The organism is Saccharopolyspora erythraea (assembly GCF_018141105.1).
GTDB lineage: Bacteria > Actinomycetota > Actinomycetes > Mycobacteriales > Pseudonocardiaceae > Saccharopolyspora_D > Saccharopolyspora_D erythraea_A.
In genome coordinates this window covers 5,334,594-5,354,680 of the sequence record NZ_CP054839.1, presented here as the reverse complement: position 1 = coordinate 5,354,680, position 20,087 = coordinate 5,334,594, and the positions used below count along the sequence as shown (strand labels likewise).

17 protein-coding genes and 1 pseudogene are annotated in these 20,087 nt (G+C 72.4%); 16 read left to right on the top strand and 2 right to left on the bottom strand.

Translation table 11 applies throughout. The features are described 5' to 3' along the window. Positions 1–28 precede the first annotated feature (28 nt). The 4 genes and pseudogenes from HUO13_RS23965 (at position 29) to HUO13_RS23950 (ending at position 5,758) form a co-directional block, all read left to right on the top strand. Positions 29–1,084, top strand: a complete 1,056-nt coding sequence (locus HUO13_RS23965) for a substrate-binding domain-containing protein (protein ID WP_211897324.1) — start codon at positions 29–31, stop codon at positions 1,082–1,084. A gap of 110 nt (positions 1,085–1,194) precedes the next feature. Then, positions 1,195–1,923: pseudogene (locus tag HUO13_RS23960) on the top strand (ThuA domain-containing protein); the annotation flags it as partial. Between the two features lie 48 nt (positions 1,924–1,971). Next, positions 1,972–4,491, top strand: a complete 2,520-nt coding sequence (locus tag HUO13_RS23955; RefSeq protein ID WP_211897322.1) for a PQQ-dependent sugar dehydrogenase — start codon at positions 1,972–1,974, stop codon at positions 4,489–4,491. 61 nt (positions 4,492–4,552) lie between these two features. After that, positions 4,553–5,758, top strand: a complete 1,206-nt coding sequence (locus HUO13_RS23950; protein ID WP_211897321.1) for an inositol-3-phosphate synthase — start codon at positions 4,553–4,555, stop codon at positions 5,756–5,758. Positions 5,759–5,770: 12 nt separating this feature from the next. On the opposite strand, the gene HUO13_RS23945 is transcribed toward HUO13_RS23950, so the two are convergent. Continuing rightward, entirely contained in the window at positions 5,771–7,036 is a 1,266-nt protein-coding gene (locus HUO13_RS23945) for an RNA-guided endonuclease InsQ/TnpB family protein (protein WP_211897320.1), read from the bottom strand. Between the two features lie 140 nt (positions 7,037–7,176). On the opposite strand from HUO13_RS23945, the gene HUO13_RS23940 reads away from it, so the two are divergent. From HUO13_RS23940 to HUO13_RS23910, 7 genes are read left to right on the top strand one after another with little or no spacing between them, the layout of a single operon-like run. Next, on the top strand, positions 7,177–8,019 hold the full coding sequence (locus HUO13_RS23940) for an SCO3242 family prenyltransferase (RefSeq protein ID WP_211903100.1): 843 nt from the start codon (positions 7,177–7,179) through the stop codon (positions 8,017–8,019). Next, positions 8,016–9,044 carry a 3-keto-disaccharide hydrolase gene (locus HUO13_RS23935; RefSeq protein WP_211897319.1) on the top strand — a complete coding sequence of 343 codons (1,029 nt, stop codon included), beginning with the start codon at positions 8,016–8,018 and terminating at the stop codon, positions 9,042–9,044. Before HUO13_RS23940 ends, HUO13_RS23935 begins: the two co-directional genes overlap by 4 nt. A 14-nt stretch (positions 9,045–9,058) precedes the next feature. Continuing rightward, positions 9,059–10,465, top strand: coding sequence for an EboA domain-containing protein (locus HUO13_RS23930; protein WP_211897318.1), 1,407 nt, complete (start codon positions 9,059–9,061; stop codon positions 10,463–10,465). Beyond that, positions 10,465–11,331 (top strand): TatD family hydrolase, encoded by an 867-nt coding sequence (locus tag HUO13_RS23925; protein WP_211897317.1) that lies wholly within the window; start codon positions 10,465–10,467, stop codon positions 11,329–11,331. Before HUO13_RS23930 ends, HUO13_RS23925 begins: the two co-directional genes overlap by 1 nt. 5 nt (positions 11,332–11,336) lie before the next feature. After that, positions 11,337–12,431, top strand: a complete 1,095-nt coding sequence (gene eboE, locus HUO13_RS23920) for a metabolite traffic protein EboE (RefSeq protein WP_211903099.1) — start codon at positions 11,337–11,339, stop codon at positions 12,429–12,431. Beyond that, positions 12,428–13,813: an alkaline phosphatase family protein gene (locus HUO13_RS23915; protein ID WP_211897316.1), complete on the top strand. Its 1,386-nt coding sequence runs from the start codon at positions 12,428–12,430 to the stop codon at positions 13,811–13,813. The genes eboE and HUO13_RS23915 overlap by 4 nt, the downstream gene beginning before the upstream one ends. Positions 13,814–13,865: 52 nt before the next feature. Beyond that, positions 13,866–14,705 (top strand): sugar phosphate isomerase/epimerase family protein, encoded by an 840-nt coding sequence (locus HUO13_RS23910; RefSeq protein ID WP_211897315.1) that lies wholly within the window; start codon positions 13,866–13,868, stop codon positions 14,703–14,705. A gap of 55 nt (positions 14,706–14,760) precedes the next feature. Here the strand turns inward: HUO13_RS23910 and HUO13_RS23905 are convergent, their stop codons facing one another. After that, the gene (locus tag HUO13_RS23905; RefSeq protein WP_211897314.1) at positions 14,761–15,591 is read right to left on the bottom strand and encodes an alpha/beta fold hydrolase; all 831 of its coding nucleotides are present in this window, start codon (positions 15,589–15,591) and stop codon (positions 14,761–14,763) included. A gap of 205 nt (positions 15,592–15,796) precedes the next feature. Between HUO13_RS23905 and HUO13_RS23900 the strand changes: the two genes are divergently transcribed. From HUO13_RS23900 to HUO13_RS23880, 5 genes are all read left to right on the top strand, one after another. Further along, complete coding sequence (locus HUO13_RS23900; RefSeq protein ID WP_211897313.1) at positions 15,797–16,294, top strand: winged helix-turn-helix transcriptional regulator; 498 nt, start codon at positions 15,797–15,799, stop codon at positions 16,292–16,294. A gap of 362 nt (positions 16,295–16,656) precedes the next feature. Continuing rightward, entirely contained in the window at positions 16,657–17,175 is a 519-nt protein-coding gene (locus HUO13_RS23895; RefSeq protein ID WP_211897312.1) for an SRPBCC family protein, read from the top strand. Continuing rightward, a complete protein-coding gene (locus HUO13_RS23890; protein WP_211897311.1) occupies positions 17,175–18,236 on the top strand; it encodes an LLM class flavin-dependent oxidoreductase in 1,062 nt (353 codons plus the stop codon). Before HUO13_RS23895 ends, HUO13_RS23890 begins: the two co-directional genes overlap by 1 nt. A 105-nt stretch (positions 18,237–18,341) precedes the next feature. Beyond that, complete coding sequence (locus HUO13_RS23885; protein ID WP_211897310.1) at positions 18,342–19,061, top strand: Pr6Pr family membrane protein; 720 nt, start codon at positions 18,342–18,344, stop codon at positions 19,059–19,061. Positions 19,062–19,128: 67 nt separating this feature from the next. Next, the gene (locus HUO13_RS23880; protein WP_211897309.1) at positions 19,129–20,079 is read left to right on the top strand and encodes a DUF5996 family protein; all 951 of its coding nucleotides are present in this window, start codon (positions 19,129–19,131) and stop codon (positions 20,077–20,079) included. The last annotated feature ends 8 nt before the right edge of the window (positions 20,080–20,087 follow it).

The window sequence follows — 20,087 nt, the reverse complement described above, 5'->3', positions numbered from 1 at the left end:
CGCCCACCACTCGCGTTCGGAGACTGCCATGTCCGCGTTGCCCGACCACGCCCGCCGCCGGTTCCTGCTCGGCACCGGCGCCCTCGGCGCCACCGCCCTGCTCGCCGGCTGCGTCTCCAACAGCCCGCCGACGCAGGCCAACCCGGCACCGGTCGCGGCAGGCGGCGACAACGTCGCCCCGGGACCGCCGGTGACCATCGGGTTCTCCGCGCCCGCCGCCGACCACGGCTGGATGGCGGCGATGACCACCAACGCCCGCGCGCAGGCGGAGCGGCTGCCGGACGTGACCTTCCGGGCCACCGAGGGCAGCGCCGACGTCAACCAGCAGATCGCCCAGGTCGAGACGCTGATCAACGAGAAGGTCGACGTCCTGGTGATCCTGCCCGCCGACGGCAAGGCGCTGACCGCGGTTGGGCGCAGGGCGATGGACGCGGGCATCCCGGTGGTCAACATCGACCGCGTCTTCGACTCGCCGGAGGCCTACCGGGTGTGGATCGGCGGCGACAACTACGGGATGGGGGTCAACGCCGCGAACCACATCGCGGCCGAGCTGGGCAGGCGCGGCGTCACCAGCCCGGTCATCGCCGAGATCGCGGGCACCGACTCCCTGCCGCTGACCCAGGAGCGCAGCGCCGGTTTCCGCGCCGGACTGGCCAAGCACGGCCTGAGCGTGAGCAGGCGGGTTGCGGCGGAGTTCACCGTCGAGACCGGCGAGCGCCAGGCGACCAACCTGCTGCAGGCCGCGTCCCGGCTGGACGCGGTGTGGAACCACGACGACGACCAGGGAATCGGTGTGCTCGCGGCGGTGGAATCCGCCCGGCGCAACGAGTTCTTCCTCGTCGGCGGCGCCGGGTCGCGGCCGATGATGGAGCGGATCAAGGCGGGCGGCAGCGTCGTGCAGGCGACGGTGCTCTACAGCCCGTCGATGTGCTCGTCGGCGATCTCGCTGGCCCGCCTGCTCGGCCAGTCCAGGGGCATGTCCGACCTCGCCGAGCACGAGATCCCGCGCTCCATCACCACCTACTCCGCGGTCGTCACCCGCGACAACGTCGACCAGTACCTCGACGTCGGTTTCGCCTCCTAGGAACGGATCTTCGGAGCAGTGGTTCGCGTAGCGGTGCGGGCCGGGGCCCGCACCGCGAGCGGCTGACGCCGCTCATCAGACAGCGCAAGTGCCGAGAAGGGAGCGACCGCATGCGTGCGACCTGCCTGACCCTCGCCCTGCTGACCGCCGCGGCGCTGGTGAGCGGTACCGCCGCGGCCCAGCCCGGCGAGCCGCGCGTGCTGGTGTTCTCCAAGACCGCCGGATACCGGCACGAGTCGATCCCGGACGGCATCGACGCGGTCCGGCGGCTTGGCGCCGAGCACGGCTTCGCAGTGGAGTCCACTGAGGACTCGGCGGTGTTCGACGACCGCCACCTGGCTCGGTTCGACGCGGTGGTGTGGCTCTCGACCACGGGCGACGTGCTCGACGACACGCAGCAGCGCGCCTTCGAGCGCTACGTCCGCGGCGGTGGCGGCTACCTCGGGGTGCACGCCGCCGCCGACACCGAGTACGACTGGCCGTTCTACGGGCGGCTGGTCGGCGCCTACTTCGCCTCGCACCCCGAGATCCAGCCCGCGGTCGTCCAGGTGGAGGACGCCCACCACGAGTCCACCGCGCACCTGCCGCGGCGCTGGGAACGCACCGACGAGTGGTACAACTTCCGGACCAATCCCCGGGACGGCTCGCACGTGCTGCTGTCCCTGGACGAGTCCAGCTACCGGCCCGGCGACGGCGCGATGGGCGACCACCCGATCGCCTGGTGCCACCGCGTCGACGAGGGTAGGGCCTTCTACACCGGCGGTGGGCACACCGCGGAGTCCTTCGCCGATCCCGACTTCCGCCGCCACCTGCTGGGCGGCATCCGGACCGCCATCGGCGAGTCCGCCTGCTGATCCGGCGCCCGAATCCGAGTGACAAGGAGCGCAATGGTGCGAACCTCTCGACGATTACGCCTGCGGACAGTCGCCGCGACCCTGCTGGCCACCACCGCGATGACCGCCGCGACCGCGCTGGCCGCGCCGCCGCCGGAACCGCCGCCGGACACCGCGTTCGACCAGGTCACGCTCGCCAAGGGCGAGGCCAAGGTCGGTGAGCCGATGGCGCTGGCGGTGCTCCCGGACCGCCGGGTGCTGCACAGCTCCCGCGACGGCGCGGTGTTCCTGACCACCCCGGACGCGACGACGGTCCGCGCGGGCACGATCCCGGTCTACAACCACGACGAGGACGGGTTGCAGGGCATCGCCGTGGACCCGGACTTCGCCCGCAACCGCTGGGTGTACGTCTACTACGCCCCACCGCTGGACACGCCTTCCGGCGACGCGCCGGAGGAGGGCACGCCGCAGGACTTCGCTCCCTTCGAGGGCCACAACCTGCTGTCGCGGTTCAAGCTCACCGACGCCGGCACCCTGGACATGGCCAGCGAGCAGGCCATCCTGCGGGTGCCCACGCAGCGCGGGACGTGCTGCCACGCAGGAGGCGAGATCGACTTCGACGAGCGGGGCAACCTGCTGCTGTCCACAGGGGACGACACCAACCCGTTCTCCTCCGACGGCTACGCGCCGATCGACGAGCGGCCCGAGCGCAACCCCGCCTTCGACGCGCAGCGCTCGGCGGCCAACACCAACGACCTGCGCGGCAAGATCCTGCGCATCGACGTCCAGGACGACGGCACCTACCGGATTCCGCAGGGCAACCTGTTCCCGGCCGGCACGGAAAAGACGAAGCCCGAGATCTACGCGATGGGTTTCCGCAACCCGTTCCGGTTCGCAGTGGACCGCGAGACCGGCTGGATCCACCTCGGCGAGTACGGACCCGACGCGGGCGCGGCCGACCCGGCCCGCGGTCCCGGCGGCCTGGTCGAGTACAACCTGATCAAGGGCCCGGGCAACTACGGCTGGCCGTACTGCATCGGTGACAACCAGCCGTTCGTCGACTACGACTTCGCCACCGGCCAGTCCGGGCAGCCGTTCGACTGCGCGGCGCCCAAGAACCTCAGCCCGCACAACACCGGCCTGGTCGACCTGCCGCCGGTGCAGCCCGCGTGGCTGGCTTACGACGACGACTCGGTGCCCGAGCTGGGCGCAGGTCCGGAGTCGCCCATGGGTGGGCCGGTGTACCACTTCGACCCGGGCCTGAAGTCGCCCGTCAAGTTCCCGGAACACTTCGACGGCAAGGTGCTGAACTACGAGTGGGACCGCGGCTGGATCAAGGAGTTCAGCCTCGGGCGAGAGGGCGAGCTGCAGGGCATCCGCCCGTTCTTCGAGTCGATGGAACTGGTCCGGCCGATGAACATCGAGTTCGGTCCCGACGGCGCGCTCTACGTCCTGGACTACGGTTCCAGCTACTTCGGCGGCGCCCCCGACTCGGCCCTGTACCGCATCGACCACAACCCGGGTTCCAAGACGCCGAAGGTCCAGGTCAGTGCGGACAAGGTGTCTTCGGGGCAGGCGCCGCTGACGGTGAACTTCGACCCCGCCGGAACCGAGGACCCCGAGGGCGGGCAGCTCAGCTACGCGTGGGACTTCACCAACGACGGCACGGTGGACTCCACCACGGCCGGTCCGGTCAGCTTCACCTACGACCAGCGCGGCGCGCACACGGCCAAGCTCGCCGTCACCGATCCCGACGGCCGCACCGGCTACGCCAGCGTGCAGATCGTGGTGGGCAACACGCCGCCGCAGGTGGAGATCGAGCTGCCGCCGGACGGCGGGGTGTTCGCCTTCGGCGAGCAGGTGCCGTTCCGGGTGCGGGCCACCGACGCCGAGGACGGCGAGATCGACTGCTCGCGCATGGAGCTGAGCTACGCGCTCGGCCACGACTCGCACGCGCATCCGCTCAGCGAGGAGTCCGGGTGCGAGGGCGTGATCGAGACGCCCGCCGACGAGGGGCACGGGCTGGACGCCGACATCTTCGGCGTCATCACCGCCAGCTACACCGACAACGGCGCCGAGGGACTGCCGCCGGTCGAGGGCAGCGGCCGCGTCACCCTGCAGCCCAAGCACAAGCAGGCGGAGTTCTTCACCGAGTCCCAGGGCGTCGAGGTCGTCGAGGAAGCCGGTGCGGAAGGCGGGAGCAAGGTCGGTGCCGTCGACGACGGTGACTGGATCTCCTTCGCTCCGGTCAACCTGAGCGGTGTCGACGGCATCGGCTACCGCGTCTCGGCGGCCGGTCCCGGCGGCACCATCGAGGTCCGCGCCGGCGCACCGGACGGCGAGCTGCTGCACACCGCGCAGGTGCCCACCACCGGAGGCGGGGACCGCTACGTCGACATCGAGCCGGTCGCGGTGACCGACCCGGGTGCGTCGGGGCCGCTGTTCCTGGTGTTCCGCGGTGGCGGAACGGGACTGTTCGAGCTCGACGCGGTGAAGTTCCACGGTGCCGGTGTCTCGCAGCCGGTTCCGCCCGACGACGCGGCAGCCCGGGCGCAGGGCGACCTGCCGCGCTGAGCACCGCGGTGGTGGCCCGGTAACCGCGGGCCACCACCGCGGCCACCAGGAGGTGACCACGGTGACCGACACATCCCACCGACACGTTCCGTCGCCGGGACGCACCGGGCTATGGCTCTTCGGGGCCCGCGGCTCGGTAGGCACCACGGCGATCGCCGGCCTGGCCGCGCTGCGGGCGGGGGTGGCCGATGCGACCGGATGCGTGACCGAGCTCCCCGGACTGCGCGAGGCGCCGCTGCCTGCATGGGGCGACATCGTCGTCGGAGGCCACGACATCAGCGACGCGCCCCTGCACAAGAACGCCGAGCACCTTGCCGAGGCCGGGGTGCTGCCCGGCAGGCTGCTCGGCGCGGTCGCACCGCAACTGTCCGATGTGGAGTCCGAGCTCCGCGCCGGGTACGACCCGCTGACGCACCAGGGCGCCGCGGTGCTCGCCGCGCAGCGCATGTCCGGCGAGATCGTCGCGTTCCGGCGGCGGAACCGGCTGCGCAGGGTCGTGGCGGTCAACGTGGCCTCGACCGAGGCTCCGGCCGCGGACTCGCCGGAGCAGCACGACCTCGCCGCGCTGGAGGAGCGGTTGCACGACGAGCGGGCAACGCTGCCCGCCGGTGTAGTGAACACCTATGCGGCGCTCAGCGCCGGGTGCCCCTACGTCGAGTTCACCCCATCACCGGGGATCGGCTGGGCCTCCCTGCGGCAGCTCGCCGAGCGAATGGGCCTGCCCTGCGCCGGATGCGACGGCAAGACCGGAGAGACGCTGCTGCGTAGCGTGCTGGCACCGATGTTCGCCGAACGCGCGCTCTCGGTGCTGTCGTGGTCGGGCACCAACCTGCTCGGCGGTGGTGACGGGGCGACGCTGGCGGATCCGGCCGCGGCCGCGAGCAAGCTGGAGTCCAAGGCCCGGGGACTGGCCGAACTGCTCGGCCCCGGTGTCGCCGCGCCGTTGCACATCGACCACGTGGCGGACCTCGGCCAGACCAAGATCGCCTGGGACAACGTGCACGCCCGGGGTTTCCTGGGCACGCCGGTGACCCTCCAACTGACCTGGACCGGCTACGACTCGGCCTTGGCCGCCCCGCTCGTGTTCGACCTCACCAGGCTGGTGGCGATGGCGCACCACGCGGGGCAGCGGGGCCCGCTCGGCGCGCTCGGCTGCTTCTTCAAGGACCCGCTGGGCGACGCCGGGCACCGCTTCGACCACCAGGTCCGGCAACTGCACGAGTGGGTCCGGGCAACCGCGGCCGAGCTGGAAGGCCGCGACTCTTGACTGCTCCCCGCTCTAAAGGGCGGTGATTCCCTTCGGGCTCGCGCCCGAAAGTTCCTGCTTCGTAGCCGACTGCGGAAGGGAGGACCCTTGCCGACTCACACCAGCTCCACAGGCATCGCCGGGGTTGTTGCCGGCTACCGCAAGACCTGCGGCAAGGATGTTCTTCGCGGCGTTATGGTCCCGGTCGTGCCGGGTGCCGCAGCCGGGGCACTTCCATGCCCGGACAGAGAGCTTCAGGTTGTTCAGCAGGTGCCCGCAGTGCGAGCACGTCTTACTGGAGGGGTACCAGCGGTCGATGACGACCAGAGTCTTGCCCGCGCGGTCGGTCTTGTATTCCAGTTGGCGCCGGAACTCACCCAGCGCCGCGTCCGACACAGCGCGGTTGAGCCCGGCCTTGGCGCGCACGTTACGGCCCGGCTTGTCAACGGTCCCTTTGGCAGAGCGGGACATGCCCGCGACGTTGAGGTCTTCGATCGCGATGACGTCGTGTTCGCGCACCAGGCGCGTGCTGGTCTTGTGCAGGAAGTCAGCGCGGGCGTGCCGGACCTTGCGGTGGGCGCGAGCCACCTTGTTCTTGGCCTTGCGGCGGTTGTTCGAGCCGCGCTGCTTGCGGGCCATCTGCCGTTGGTAGCGGGCGAGGTTTCGGGCCTTGCGGTCCAGGTGCTTCGGGTTCGCGATCTTCTCCCCCGTGGACAGCACGGCGAAGTCCTGCACGCCGAGGTCCACGCCGACCATGTTGCCGGTCGGTTCTGTGGGTTCGGGGTCGTCGGTGTCCACAGCGAAGGTCAGGTACCAGCGGCCGTCCAGCTCGCGGGAAACGATCACCATCGTCGGGTTCAGCTTCGCGAGGGTGTCGTTGTCCCAGGACCACACGAACGCCAGCGCAGCCGTGTGCTTGGCCAGCGTCAGCGTGCCGTCACGCAGGCGGAACGCGCTGCGCGTGTAGTGCGCCGACTGCTTGCCGTTGCGGGACTTGAAACGCGGGTACTTGCTGCGACCGGAGAAGAAGTTCTGAAACGCGGTGTGCTGGTGCCGCAACGCTTGCTGCAACGGCACGCTGGAAACCTCGGACAGAAACGCCAGTTCATCGGTGCGCTTGCACGCGGTCAGTGCGGCGTCGGTTTCCTTGTAGGAGGTCTTCGTGCCGTGCGCGTGGTAGATGCGGTGGCGCTGGTCGAGGGTCTTGTTCCAGACCAGGCGTACACACCCGAACGTGCGGCCCAACTGGGCCGCACGTTCGGGGTCGGGGTAGGCCCGAACCTTGTATGCCGTCCGCATGCTGATCGTTTTACACGGTTGCCGATCACGAGTAAGCACGGGTGCGTGCTCACCGAACAGCACTCGGGAGCGGCTCCTCCCCGGCCTGAAGGCCGGGGCTTCCGCCGATTGGAGAAACGGTGAGCCCCTCGGTGAGCCGCCTGCGCACGCTGGTCGAGCTCACCCGCGCGCCGGCGGCGCTGACCGTGCTCGGCGACACCCTCGTCGGGGCGGCGGCCGCCGGTCAGCCGCTCCGGGGCCGCCGACTGCTGCTACCGCTCTCGTCAGCCGCGTTGTACTGCGCGGGCATGGCCCTCAACGACTGGGCCGACCGGGAGCTCGACGCCGTCGAACGCCCGGAACGGCCGATCCCGTCCGGCCGGATCTCGCCCGATGCGGCGTTGGGCGTGGCCGCCGGGCTGGGAGCGTGCGGTGTCGCTGTCGCGGCGGTCGCCGGGCGTGGTGCGGGGCGCACCGCCCTCGGTCTCGCCGCCGCGATCACCGCCTACGACGTGGTGCTCAAGGCCGGACCCGCCGGACCGGCCGGGATGGCGCTGTGCAGGGGACTCGACGTGCTGCTCGGCGCCGGCGGCCGCCGCCGCGCCTGGCCCGCGGCCGCTGTGCTGGCGGCGCACACCTTCGCCGTGACCGCGCTGTCGCGCGGCGAGGTCCACGGCGCCCGCCGTGGCACCGCGCGGGCCGCGGCGGCGACCACCGCGCTGGCCGCCGCGGCGTCGGCCGCGGGACCGCGCCGGTCGCCGGGCCACCGCGCCGCGGCGCTCGCCGCGTCCGCTGCCTACGCCGCTCAGGTGGGTCGCGCGCAGGCACGCGCCGCTCGCACCCCCACAGCCCCGCTCGTGCGGGCCGCGACCCGGGCAGGCATCCACGGGATGGTGCCGCTGCAGGTCGCGCTCGTCGCCCGGCACCGCCTGACCTCCGCCGCCGCGCTGGCCGCGGTCGTACCCGCGGTGCACCACTTCGGGAGGAAGGTGTCGGCCACGTGATTTCCCGTCCCACCAAGAAGATCCTGCCGCCGGCGTGCGCGGTCCTGGCGGCGAGCCTGCTGACCGCGCTACCGGCGCCAGCCGCGAGCGCCGAGTGCCCCGCGCCCGACTCGCGGGCGACCGTCCGCTTCCTCGACCTTGACAGCGGGGTGGCCAACCGCGCCGCGGCGGGCGGGTGCACGATCAACGACCTCGTCGACGACGAACGGCGGTGGAGCGACCACGGGCACTTCGTCCGCCACGTCCGGGAGGTGGCCGACGGGTTGCGCCGGACCGGCGTGATCGACGGCAAGGAGCAGTCGGCGCTGGTCGACGCGGCGGCGCGGTCGGGCATCGGCCGTCCGGGCGGGCCCGCCCCCTACGAGGTGATCTTCGACGGCTCGCCGGAGTCCTTCGCCGCTTGGGAGCACGTCGGCGGCCGGGGCTTCGCGCTCACCGGAGACGGCTCGATGGTCACCACCGCGGAACCCGCGGGTGATGGCCTGGGACTGCTGCACTTCCGGGAAGGCCGCTTCGCGGACTTCTCGCTGCGCCTGCAGTTCCGCGACGACCGGCCGGGCGAGGGCCGGTCCAACAGCGGGGTGTTCGTCCGGTACCCGGGCGTCGATCCGGAGGCTTTCCCGGAGTGCCGCACGAGCGAACCGGCGTGGGTCGCGGTGAACTGCGGCCACGAGATCCAGATCAACGACTCGCCGGAGGAGCCGGGCAACGACCCGCGCAAGACCGGGTCGGTCTACGGCTTCGCCGACCTGGACCTCGCGGCCGCCAGGCCGACCGGCAAGGGGGTCTGGAACGACCTGGAAATCCGCGTGGTCGGGCAGCACTACACCGTGCTGCGCAACGGCGAGGTGGTCAACGAGTTCGACAACGTGCCGGGCATCCCGTTCCCGGGACGGCCCGACGATCCCGGAACGAGCGGCCGCCAGTACTCCGCGGGCGGGGTAGGGGTGCAGAACCACGACCCGGACTCGGTGATCGCGTTCCGCAACATCCGGGTGCGGGACCTGCCCGCCGGCGCCAGGTAGGGGAGGGCCGCCAGGTGCGCATCGCCTACGGGACCAACGGATTCGCCAACCACCGGCTCGAGGACGCCCTGGAGGTGATCGCCGAGCTGGGCTACAACGGTGTGGCGCTGACCCTCGACCACCACCACCTCGACCCCTTCGCTGGGGACCTGTCGCGCCGGGTCGCCGAGGTGCGCGGACGGCTGGAGCGGCTCGGGCTGTCGGTGGCGGTCGAGACCGGGGCGCGCTACCTGCTCGACCCCCGCCGCAAGCACCACCCCACGCTGGTCAGCGACGACGTCGGGCGCCGGGTGGACTTCCTGGAGCGCGCGGTGCGGGTCGCCGCCGGGCTGGGGGCCGAGGTGGTCTCCTTCTGGTCGGGCATCCGTCCGTCCGATGTGGACGCGGAGCTGGCCTGGCGGCGCATGACCGACGGCCTGGCACGGGTGCTGGAGGAGGCCGGCCGGTGCGGTGTGCGCCTCGGCCTGGAACCGGAGCCGGGCATGTTCGTCGAACGGGTCGACGACGCGCTCGCCGTGCGTGCCGCGCTCGGGAACCCGCGGGACCTGGGCGTCACCCTCGACGTCGGCCACTGCGTCGCGGTGGAGGCCGAGTCCGCGGCGGACTGCGCTCGCCGCCTCGGTGAGCTGCTGGTGCACGTCCAGCTCGACGACATGCGGCCCGGAGTACACGAGCACCTGGAGTTCGGCCAGGGCGAGCTGGACCTGCCCGGCACCCTCGCCGCGCTGTCGGAGGCCGGCTACACCGGGCAGGCCGCCGTCGAGTTGCCCCGGCACAGCCACGCCGCGCCCGAAGTCGCGCGCCGGGCGAGGACGGCCATCGGTGCGGCGAGCTGGCTGGCCGGCGCGCTCGCCGCCATCGCCGAGGACCCCGCACGCGTCGCTGCGTTGTTCCCCGCCGCCGGACGGCACGCCGGACGCGGGCCGCTGCGGGCGGACGACCCGCTGGGCCTGGTGCACGGGACGGCCGACGACAGCGCGCGGATGCGGATGCTCGCGGTGCTCGCGCAGACGGTGAAACCCGCCGTGCTGGCCGAGGAGCTGTCCGCGTTGTACCGCTACGGCGACGACGCCGAACGACGCGCGGTGCTGCGGTCGCTGTCCGAAATGGACGGTGCGGACCCGGTTGGAACTGGGCTGGTCGAAACGGGGCTGGAGCTGGTCGGCGACGCCCTGCGCACCAACGACGTGCGGCTGGTCGCGGCCGCGCTGGGCCCGTTCGCCGCCCGCCACCTCGACGATCACACCTGGCGCCACGGCGTGCTCAAGTGCCTGTTCAACGAGGTGCCGCTGGAGGCGGTGGCCGGCTTGCGGCGGCGCGGCGACGCCGAGCTGCGCCGGATGGTCGGTGCCTTCGCCGACGAACGACGGGCCGCCGGACGGCCGGTGCCCGAGGACGCACGAGCACTGCTGGAGAGCTGATGCGCATATTCGACCCGCACATCCACATGACCTCCCGCACCACCGACGACTACGAGGCCATGTACGCCGCAGGCGTCCGGGCGGTCACCGAACCGGCGTTCTGGCTGGGCCAGCCGCGCACCGGCACCACCTCCTTCACCGACTACTTCGACTCGCTGATCGGCTGGGAGCGGTTCCGCGCGGCGCGCTTCGGCATCCGCCACCACGCCACCATCGCGCTCAACCCCAAGGAGGCCAACGACCCGCGGTGCCGCGAGGTGCTCGGCGTCCTGCCGCGTTACCTGGCCAAGGACGGCGTGGTCGCGGTCGGCGAGGTCGGCTACGACTCGATGACCGCGGACGAGGACGACGTCTTCGCCCGGCAGCTCGCACTCGCCGCCGACGCCGGGCTGCCGGTCCTCGTGCACACCCCGCACCGGGACAAGCTGTCCGGGACCCGCCGCAGCCTGGACGTCGTGCGCGAGTCCGGGCTCGCCCCGGAGCGGGTGCTCGTCGACCACCTCAACGAGGTGACCGTCGACCTCGTGGCCGACTCCGGCTGCTGGATGGGGTTCTCGATCTACCCCGACACCAAGATGGACGAGCGGCGGATGGTGGAGCTGCTGCGCCGCCACGGCACCGACCGGGTCCTGGTGAACTCGGCGGCCGACTGGGGCCGCTCGGACCCGCTCAAGACGCGGGCGACCGGCGAGGAGATGCTGCGCGCCGGGTTCACCGAGGCCGACGTCGAAAAGGTGCTGTGGCACAACCCGGTCGCCTTCTACGGCCAGAGCGGCCGGCTCAACCTCGACGAGCTGCCCGGGTTCACCGCCGAGGCGACCACCTTCGCGGGCAACTCCGTGCTGCGCGGCGGATCGGGGGAATGAGCGCGGTGATCTCCTACTGCACCAACGTGCACCCGGCCGAGGACCTGGACGGCATCCGCGCCCAGCTCGCCCGCTACGCCGAGCCGGTCCGGCGGCGGCTGGGCGCCGGAACCCTCGGCGTCGGTCTGTGGCTGGCCGCCGAGGTCGCCGCCCACCTGGCGCGCGACCCCGCCGAGCTGGCCCGGCTGCGCACCGAACTCGATGACAGGGGGCTGGCGGTCCGCACGCTCAACGCGTTCCCGTACCGGGGGTTCCACGACCCGGTGGTCAAGCACCGCGTCTACCGGCCGCGCTGGACCGAGGCCGGCCGCCTCGCCTACACCCTGGACTGCGCCGAAGTCCTGGCCGGGCTGCTGCCCGAGGGAGCCGGGGGCAGCATCTCCACGCTCCCGCTGGGGTGGCGCGAGCCGTGGAGCGACACCGACGACGCCGCCGCGCGGCACCACCTGGACCGGCTCGCCACCGGTCTGCGGCGGCTGGAGCAGCGGTCGGGCAGGCGGGTGCGGGTGGCCGTCGAACCCGAACCCGGTTGCGTGCTCGACACCGTCGCCGACGCGCTCGGCTGGCTCAAGGGCACCGACCCGGACCACCTCGGGCTGTGCCTGGACACCTGCCACCTCGCGGTGTCCTTCGCCGACCCGGCCGAGACGGTGCGGGCCATCGCCGCGGCGTCGGTCGACATCGTCAAGATCCAGGCGTCGGCCGCGCTGCACGCCGATGATCCCGCCGACCCGCGGGTCCGCGCCGAACTCGCGCGCTACGCCGAACCGCGCTACCTGCACCAGGTCCGCGAGCGAGCCCCGGACGGAGCGCTCACCGCCGCCGACGACCTGCCGGAGGCGCTGGCGGAGCTGCCAGGCGACGGCCCGTGGCGCGTGCACTTCCACGTCCCGCTGCACTGGGAGGCCCGAGGCGCATTCCAGCCGACCACGGATGTCCTGCGGGCCGCCCTCGATGCGGTCGAGGGGCCGCTGCCGCACGTCGAGGTCGAGACCTACACCTGGACCGTGCTGCCCGGGCCGCCCGCCGACCTCGCCGAGGGCATCGCCGCCGAGCTCGCCTTCACCCAGGACCTGATCGACCAACGGGGGTGCGCGTGAAACCCGTCGTACTGCTCGACGTCGTCGGCATGACGCCGGAGCTGCTGGAGCACATGCCCAACCTGCGCGCGCTCGCCGCGAGCGGCTGGCAGGCCGAATTGGGCACCGTGCTGCCCGCGGTGACGTGCAGCGCCCAGTCGACGTTCCTCACCGGGCGGATGCCCGCCGAGCACGGCGTGGTCGGCAACGGCTGGTACTTCCGGGACCTCGGCGAGGTCCACCTGTGGCGCCAGCACAACCGCCTGGTGCAGGGCGAGAAGCTGTGGGACTCGGCGCGCCGCGGCCGCCCCGGCTACCGCGCCGCCAACATCTGCTGGTGGTACGCGATGGGCGCGGGCACCGACTGGACGGTGACGCCGCGGCCGGTCTACCACGCCGACGGCCGCAAGTCGCCCGACTGCTACACGCGGCCCCCCGGACTGCACGACGAGCTGACCGGAGCGTTCGGGTCCTTCCCGCTGTTCCACTACTGGGGTCCGACCGCGGACCTGACCTCCAGCAGGTGGATCGTCTCCGCCGCGTGCCGGGTGCTGCGCAGGCACAGCCCGGACCTGCTGCTGTGCTACGTCCCCCACCTGGACTACGACCTCCAGCGCCACGGGCCCGGCAGCGCGCAGGCCCGCGTCGCCGCCGCGGACGTGGACGCGGCGCTGCGGCCGCTGCTCGACGAGGCGCGGGCGGCCGGTGCCGTGGTGATCGCGCTCAGCGAGTACGGCATCACTGCGGTCGAACGGCCGGTGCACCTCAACCGCGAACTCCGGCGCGAAGGCCTGCTGGAGGTGCACACCCAGGCCGGGATGGAGTACCTGGACCCGTGGACGTCCCGGGCCTTCGCCGTGGCCGACCACCAGGTGGCCCACGTCTACCTCCGCGACGACGCCGACCTGCCCCGCGTCCGGGACCTGCTCGCGGCGATACCGGGCGTCGACGAGGTGCTGGACCGCGCGGCCCAGGCGAAGTACGGGCTGGACCACCCCCGCGCGGGCGAGCTGGTGGCGGTCGCCGAACCCGACTCCTGGTTCACCTACTACTACTGGCTGCGGGAGGACCGCGCCCCCGACTTCGCGCGGGGCGTGGAGATCCACCGCAAACCCGGCTACGACCCGGCGGAGCTGTTCTTCGACCCCGACGACCGCTGGGCCAAGGCCAAGGCGGCGCTGAACCTGGTGAAGAAGAAGGCCGGGCTGCGCTACGCCATGAACGTCGTGCCGACCGACGCCCGCTTCGTCCGCGGCTCGCACGGCCGGCTCCCGGACCGGCCGGCCGAAGGCCCGGTGCTGATCTGCTCGGACCCCGCGGCACCCGCCGAGATCGAACGCACCGGACGGCTCGCCGCGACCGGCGTCCACGACCTCGTCCTGAACCTGCAAGGACTGTCCTGAGAGGACTGTCGACGATGAGGGAACCGACAAACCCGCTCTGGAAGGAGCCGACATGCAGCTGAACCGGCGAAACCTGTTGCGCACCACCGCCGCGCTGACCGCCGCGGGACTGGCGAGCACGGCGGGAGTGGCCAGTGCGGCGGGACCGGACGCGGCCGGCCGCCACCGGCGTGCGCGCATCAGCATCCAGCTCTACACCCTGCGCGACCAGCTCGACGCCGATGCCGACGGCACGCTCGCGGCGCTGTCGGAGATCGGCTACCGCCACGTCGAGATGGCGGGCACCCACGGCCGGACGGCGGCGCAGTTCCGCGCCCTGCTCGACAAGCACGGCCTGCGCGCCACCTCCAGCCACGTCGGCATCGACGGCGATCTGGACGCGCTCATCGCCGACGCCCGCACGCTGGGCAACCGAAGCCTGGTCGTGCCCTACGCGTCCTTCGGCACCGCGGCCGAATGGCGGAGCTTCGCCGATCGGCTCAACGAAGCGGGAGGGAAGATCAGGCGGGCCGGACTGGCCTTCGGCTACCACAACCACGACCACGAGTTCGCCCCCGTCGACGGCATCCGGCCCTACGACATCCTGGTGCGCCACACCGATCCCTCGACCGTCCACTTGGAACTCGACCTGTTCTGGGCAGTGCACGCCGGAGAGGACCCGGTGGCTCTCGTCGACGCGCTGCGCCCGCGAATCCGCCAGTTCCACGTCAAGGACCGCACCGCGCAGGGGCAGATGTGCGACCCGGGGACGGGCACCATCGACTTCCCGACGATCTTCCGGCACGCCCGCGCCGTGGAGGAGCACATCGTGGAGCACGACGACTCCCCGGACCCGCTGGGCACCGCCCGGGTCGGCCACGACTACCTCCGCGGCCTCCGCGGCAGCGCGTAGCAACTTCCCGGCCTTCGCCTCGGGCCGGTCCGCCAGACCGGCCCGGCAGGTGTGGTCAGCCGACCGCGATCGCGGCCAGCCGCTCGGGGAACTCGTCGACGACGAGGTGTCCCGCCGAGGGCACGGTTTCCGGCTCGACGCCGAGGATTTCGCGTGCGGCCGGTGCGAGAACGCGGCGAGGGAGGAACACGTCGTGCTCTCCGACGACGACCGTTCGCGGGACGGCGTCCGGCGGTGCCGGAACCACGCCCGGGTCGAGGCTCGGCCGCACGTGCTCGGCGAGCAAGGCCATCCAGTCGACCAGCGCGGGCCGGGGCTCCCGGCCAGGGCCGTGCATCACCCGCAGCAACCTCGCGCTGGCAGCGCGGCTCCGGCGCAGCAGCCAGCAGGCGGAGGCCCACGCGACGGCGGGTGTGATGCGGAGCCTGGTGAGTCCGCCCGGGGACACCAGCACCTGCCGTTCGACGCGGTGCGACCGGCAGCACAGCGCGATCGCCGCGCCGAGGGAGTGGCCCATGACCGTGGCGGGCCCCTTCGCGGTGCGTTCGACCAGTTCGGAGAGCCATCCTCCGTACCACTCCAGCCGGCCGTCCGCGGGGCGCCGTTCACCGCTGCTCAGCCCGGGCTGGCCGGGAAGATCGGCGATCACGACGCGCGAGTGCGCCGACAGCGCGGTGGCGATCGGCAGGCAGGTGGCGGCGGCGAAGTTCGTCCCGGGTACGAACACGACGGTGCGGTCGCCGTTGCCTGCGGTGACCACGTGCGTCGGCGCATCCCGCACCGACAGCTCCCTGCGGGTGTGCGGAAGAGGCCACCGGTCGAGCTGGTCGTTGCACCACCGGACGACGGCGTCACGGCCCGCGGCGCTCCGGTAGATCGCTCCCATCAGGCCGCCCCGGACTCGTCGGGGGCGGCGAAGACCGTGAGATCCATTTCAGGGGCTCCGTCCAGGAAGAGGCGACATCAGCCGACCAGACTTCCCGGCACACCGGCGATCACGCTACCGCGCAGCCTTCCCACTCACCAGCGATGTCCGCCGCCGAGCCGTCTGACCTGATGGGTCTCGTCGTGAGACTTGTATGCTCGCGGATATGAAGCGCACGTCGTTCGCCAGGTGGCCGTGCTCGATCGCGCGGACGATGGACCTGCTCGGCGACTGGTGGACGCCGCTGGTGCTGCGGGAGGCGTTCTACGGCGTGCGGCGCTTCGACGACTTCCAGCAGGAGCTCGGAATCGCGCGCAACACGCTCTCGGAACGGCTGCGCAGGCTCGTCGAGGAGGGGCTGCTGGAGAAGCAGCAGTACGACACCGCCCCGGCGCGCTACGAGTACGTGCTGACCGAGAAGGGGCGGGATTTCTTCGGCGTGCTGGCGGCGATGTCGCGGTGGGGTGACCGGTGGCTGTCGGGCGAGAAGGGGCCGCCGGTGACCCTGCACCACGACAGGTGCGGGCACGACAGCCACGCCGAGGTGGTGTGCGCGGTCTGCGGCGAACCGCTGCGGGCGGAGGAGACCAGCAAGCGGATGGGGCCGGGCTACCCGCCCCGTCTCGCGGACCGCCCGGACGTGCGCGAGCGCTTCGCCCGCTGAGGCGCGCGGTCGCGGGCCGCGTCTCGGGCGCCTGCGGGCGGCAAGCCGCGCGTCGGCGCCCGCTCGCGTTCTAGCCGTCGGCCCCACGCGGTGCCAAGCCACCCAGCCGCCGGTTGCTCGTGCGCCGCCTCGCCGCGGCGGAAGCGACGCTGTTCCCGCGATGGGAGTCGCCGCCGGGCGGCCCGAGCGCCGCGACCGCTGGCGCACGAACGCCTCCACCCGTCAATCCGCGAACACCGCCGCGTCCCCTTCGGCCGCCAACCTTTGCCGCCTGCTGCCTCCGATCACCTTGACAAGTGAGTCTAGTTGAGCAACTCTCCAGTTCAAGGCCGTGATGTCGTTGCTTGGGAGGTCGGCGGTCGATGGAGTGGACGGGTGCGCGGTACGCGGACGGGCCGGTCGCGCGGGTGCAGACCTGGGTCGCCGCGCCACCGAGCCGGGTGTGGGAGTTCGTGTCCGACGTCGAGCGGATGCCGGACCTGAGCGACGAGCTCCAGTCGGTGCGCTGGGTGGCCCCGTCGACCTGCGCGGAACTGGGTGCCCGGTTCGTCGGCAGCAGCAGGCACGAGGCGTTGGGGGAGTGGTCGACGACCTCGCGCGTGGTCGAGTTCGAGCCGCCCAGGGTCTTCGCGTGGGAGGTGGAGGGGCCCGACGCCGATCCGAGCGCCACCTGGCGGTTCACCGTCGAGCCCGACGGCGGTGGCACGTCGCTGAGCCAGGAGGTGCGGATGGGGCCGGGCAGGTCGGGCCTGTCGCAGGCGATCGAGCGGATGCCGGAGAAGGAGCAGAAGATCGTCTTCGTCCGGATGCGGGAGTTCGAGGCGAACATGACCAGGACGCTGGCCGCCGTCAAGGAGCTGGCCGAGGGGAGCGACGCCTGATGCGCACCGCCACGACGATCGAGGCATCGGGCGGGCGCACCTGGTCCGAGCCGGTCGAGTTCGCGGTCGAGGCCGAGAAGCTGGGGCTGGACGTCTGCTGGGTCGCCGAGGCGTGGGGTTCGGACGGGCCCTCGGCGCTGGGATACCTCGCGGCCCGCACGGACCGGCTGCTGCTCGGCTCGGGGATCATGCAGCTCGGCACCCGGACCCCGGTGGCGGTCGCGCAGGCGGCCATCGCCTTGTCGCAGCTGTCCGGGGGACGTTTCCTGCTGGGGCTCGGCCCCTCCGGGCCGCAGGTGGTCGAGGGTCTGCACGGTGTGCCGTTCGCGCGGCCGCTGGTGCGCATGCGCGAGACCGTGGAGATCGTGCGGCAGGCGATCGCGGGGGAGAAGATCTCGTACTCCGGAAGCCACTTCCGGATCCCGCTGCCCGGCGAGTCGAGGCCGATGCGGCTGTCGATGCGAGCCGAGCACGACATCCCGGTCTATCTGGCCACGCTGTCGCCCGCGATGCTGCGCCTGACCGGACGCGTCGCGGACGGCTGGCTGGGCACCAGCTTCGTCCCGGAGGGGGCGGACGAGGCCTACTTCGCCCACCTCGACGCCGGACTCGCCGAGGCCGGGCGGTCGCGTGCCGACCTCGACGTCTGCCAGGGCGCGGAGGTCGCCTTCGCCGCGGACGAGGACCAGTTGCGCGAGATGGTCGCCGGGCGCAGGAAGGAGCTGGCCTTCAGCCTCGGCGGGATGGGTTCGGCGACGACGAACTTCTACAACAACGCCTACAGCCGCCAGGGGTGGGCGCAGGTCGCCGCCGAGGTGCGCGAGCGCTGGCAGGCCGGCGACCGCGACGGCGCCGCGGAGCTCGTCACCGACGAGATGGTGCTCGCCACCACGCTGATCGGCACCGAGGACGGGGTCCGCGCGCGGTTGCGGGTGTGGCGGGACGCCGGCGTGGACACGGTCCGGCTATACCCGGCGGGCGCGGACCTCGACGCCCGGCTGGCGACGCTCGGGCGCGCGATCGAGCTGGTGCGGGAGGTCAGCGCGGAACCCGCCCGCTGACCGGTCGGCAGCGGGACGTGCACCCGCGCCTGCCGCAGGCGACCGGCGTTCGCGGCCCGTGCCGTCGTCCTGCGCCCGCCGATCCGGCTGGAAACAATGGAACGCATGGGTGCGGGTGGTGCCGGTACCGGATTTCCGGACGTCGTCACGGGATGGCACGCCTCGCGGTGCTGGCACGCGCTGCTCGCCGCGGTCGTCGCGCTCGCACTCGTCGTGCAGGTCGTGGTCGTCCTGACCAGTGGAGCGGACGCGTCGGGCCGCGTCGATCCGGACCTGGGCCCGGCTGCCCGTCTCGGCAGGCTGTTCTGCTTCTTCACCATCCAGAGCAACATCCTGGTCCTGATCACCTCGGTGAGCCTGGCGCTGGACCCGGAACGCGACGGCGCGCTGTGGCGGGTGCTCCGGCTGGATGCGCTGCTCGGAATCCTCGTCGCGGGCGTCGTGTTCACGACCGTGCTGGCGCGCCTGGTGCACCTGACCGGCCCGGCCTTCTGGGCGACCGTGGGGTTCCACCACGTCGCGCCGTGGATGTCGCTGGCCGGATGGCTGCTGTTCGGCCCGCGGCCGAGGATCGACCGGTCGACCGTGGTCATCGCGTTCGCGTGGCCGGGGCTGTGGATCGGCGGCACGTTCCTCCACGGAGCGTTGAGCGGGTGGTACCCGTACCCGTTCCTCGACCCGCTGCGCGTCGGCTACCCGGCCGCCGTGGGCAACACGGTGCTCGTCCTCGGGCTGGCCGCGGTCGCGGCCGTCGCGCTGAAGCTGCTCGACCAGCGACTCCCGCGCACCGCCCGGCGCCCCGCGGCGGGCAGCCGGGACGTCTGACCGCGGCTATTCTGGTCGCTCCGGCAACCAGGCGGCTCGTCGGCCGCGGCGCATCGGAGGTCGGATCATGACCGGAGTTCAGCACCGCACCGGGCTTTCCGGCGACTGGCCCGCGCTCCCGGTGGCGGAGTGGGCGGACACCCGCGACACGCTGCACATGTGGACGCAGGTCGTGGGCAAGATCCGGCTGGCGTGCGCGCCGATGGTCAACCACTGGTGGCAGGTCCCGCTGTACGTGAGTCCACGGGGCCTGACCACCTCGGCCGTCCCGCACGAATCCGCCCTGTTCGACGTGGAGTTCGACTTCTGCGACCACCGGCTGCACATCCGCTCGACCAGCGGCGAGCAGCGCCACGTTGCACTGGAGCCGAAGCCGGTCGCCGAGTTCTACCGCGAGACGATGGCGGCGCTGCGCGCGCTCGGGCTGGAGGTGTCCATCCGGGCCACGCCGAACGAGGTGGAGCTGGCGATCCCGTTCGAGGAGGACACCGAGCACGCCTCCTACGACCCGGATCACGCGCAGCGCTTCTGGGGGCAGCTCGTGGCGGCGCACCGGGTGATGGGCGAGTTCCGCTCCCGGTTCATCGGCAAGGTCAGCCCGGTGCACTTCTTCTGGGGCGCGATGGACCTCGCGGTCACCCGGTTCTCCGGGCGCCCGGCGCCCCAGCATCCCGGCGGTGCGCCCAACTGCCCGGACTGGGTCATGGTCGAGGGCTACTCGCACGAGCTCAGCAGCTGCGGCTTATGGCCCGGCGGCGACGCCGAGGGCATGTTCTACTCCTACGCCTACCCGGAACCGCCCGGCTACGCCGAGAGCCCGGTGCGCCCGGAGGCCGCCTCCTACAGTGCCGACGTCGGCGAGTTCCTGCTTCCCTACAAGGCGGTTCGCACCGCATCCGATCCCGACGGCACGCTGCTGGAGTTCCTGCAGTCGACCTACGAGGCGGCCGCCGAGCGCGGGGGCTGGGACCGGGAAGCGCTGGAGGACGTGCCCGAGCGGCGCGCCTCCGCGCGCTGACCCGCGGC

Coding starts and splice junctions, on each gene's coding strand:
- HUO13_RS23905 (WP_211897314.1), bottom strand. CDS start 15,591: ATGGGAGCGATCTACCGGAGCGCCGCGGGCCGTGACGCCGTCGTCCGG.
- HUO13_RS23965 (WP_211897324.1), top strand. CDS start 29: ATGTCCGCGTTGCCCGACCACGCCCGCCGCCGGTTCCTGCTCGGCACC.
- HUO13_RS23955 (WP_211897322.1), top strand. CDS start 1,972: ATGGTGCGAACCTCTCGACGATTACGCCTGCGGACAGTCGCCGCGACC.
- HUO13_RS23890 (WP_211897311.1), top strand. CDS start 17,175: ATGCGCACCGCCACGACGATCGAGGCATCGGGCGGGCGCACCTGGTCC.
- HUO13_RS23910 (WP_211897315.1), top strand. CDS start 13,866: ATGCAGCTGAACCGGCGAAACCTGTTGCGCACCACCGCCGCGCTGACC.
- HUO13_RS23885 (WP_211897310.1), top strand. CDS start 18,342: ATGGGTGCGGGTGGTGCCGGTACCGGATTTCCGGACGTCGTCACGGGA.
- HUO13_RS23945 (WP_211897320.1), bottom strand. CDS start 7,036: ATGCGGACGGCATACAAGGTTCGGGCCTACCCCGACCCCGAACGTGCG.
- HUO13_RS23880 (WP_211897309.1), top strand. CDS start 19,129: ATGACCGGAGTTCAGCACCGCACCGGGCTTTCCGGCGACTGGCCCGCG.
- HUO13_RS23895 (WP_211897312.1), top strand. CDS start 16,657: ATGGAGTGGACGGGTGCGCGGTACGCGGACGGGCCGGTCGCGCGGGTG.
- HUO13_RS23925 (WP_211897317.1), top strand. CDS start 10,465: ATGCGCATATTCGACCCGCACATCCACATGACCTCCCGCACCACCGAC.
- HUO13_RS23900 (WP_211897313.1), top strand. CDS start 15,797: ATGAAGCGCACGTCGTTCGCCAGGTGGCCGTGCTCGATCGCGCGGACG.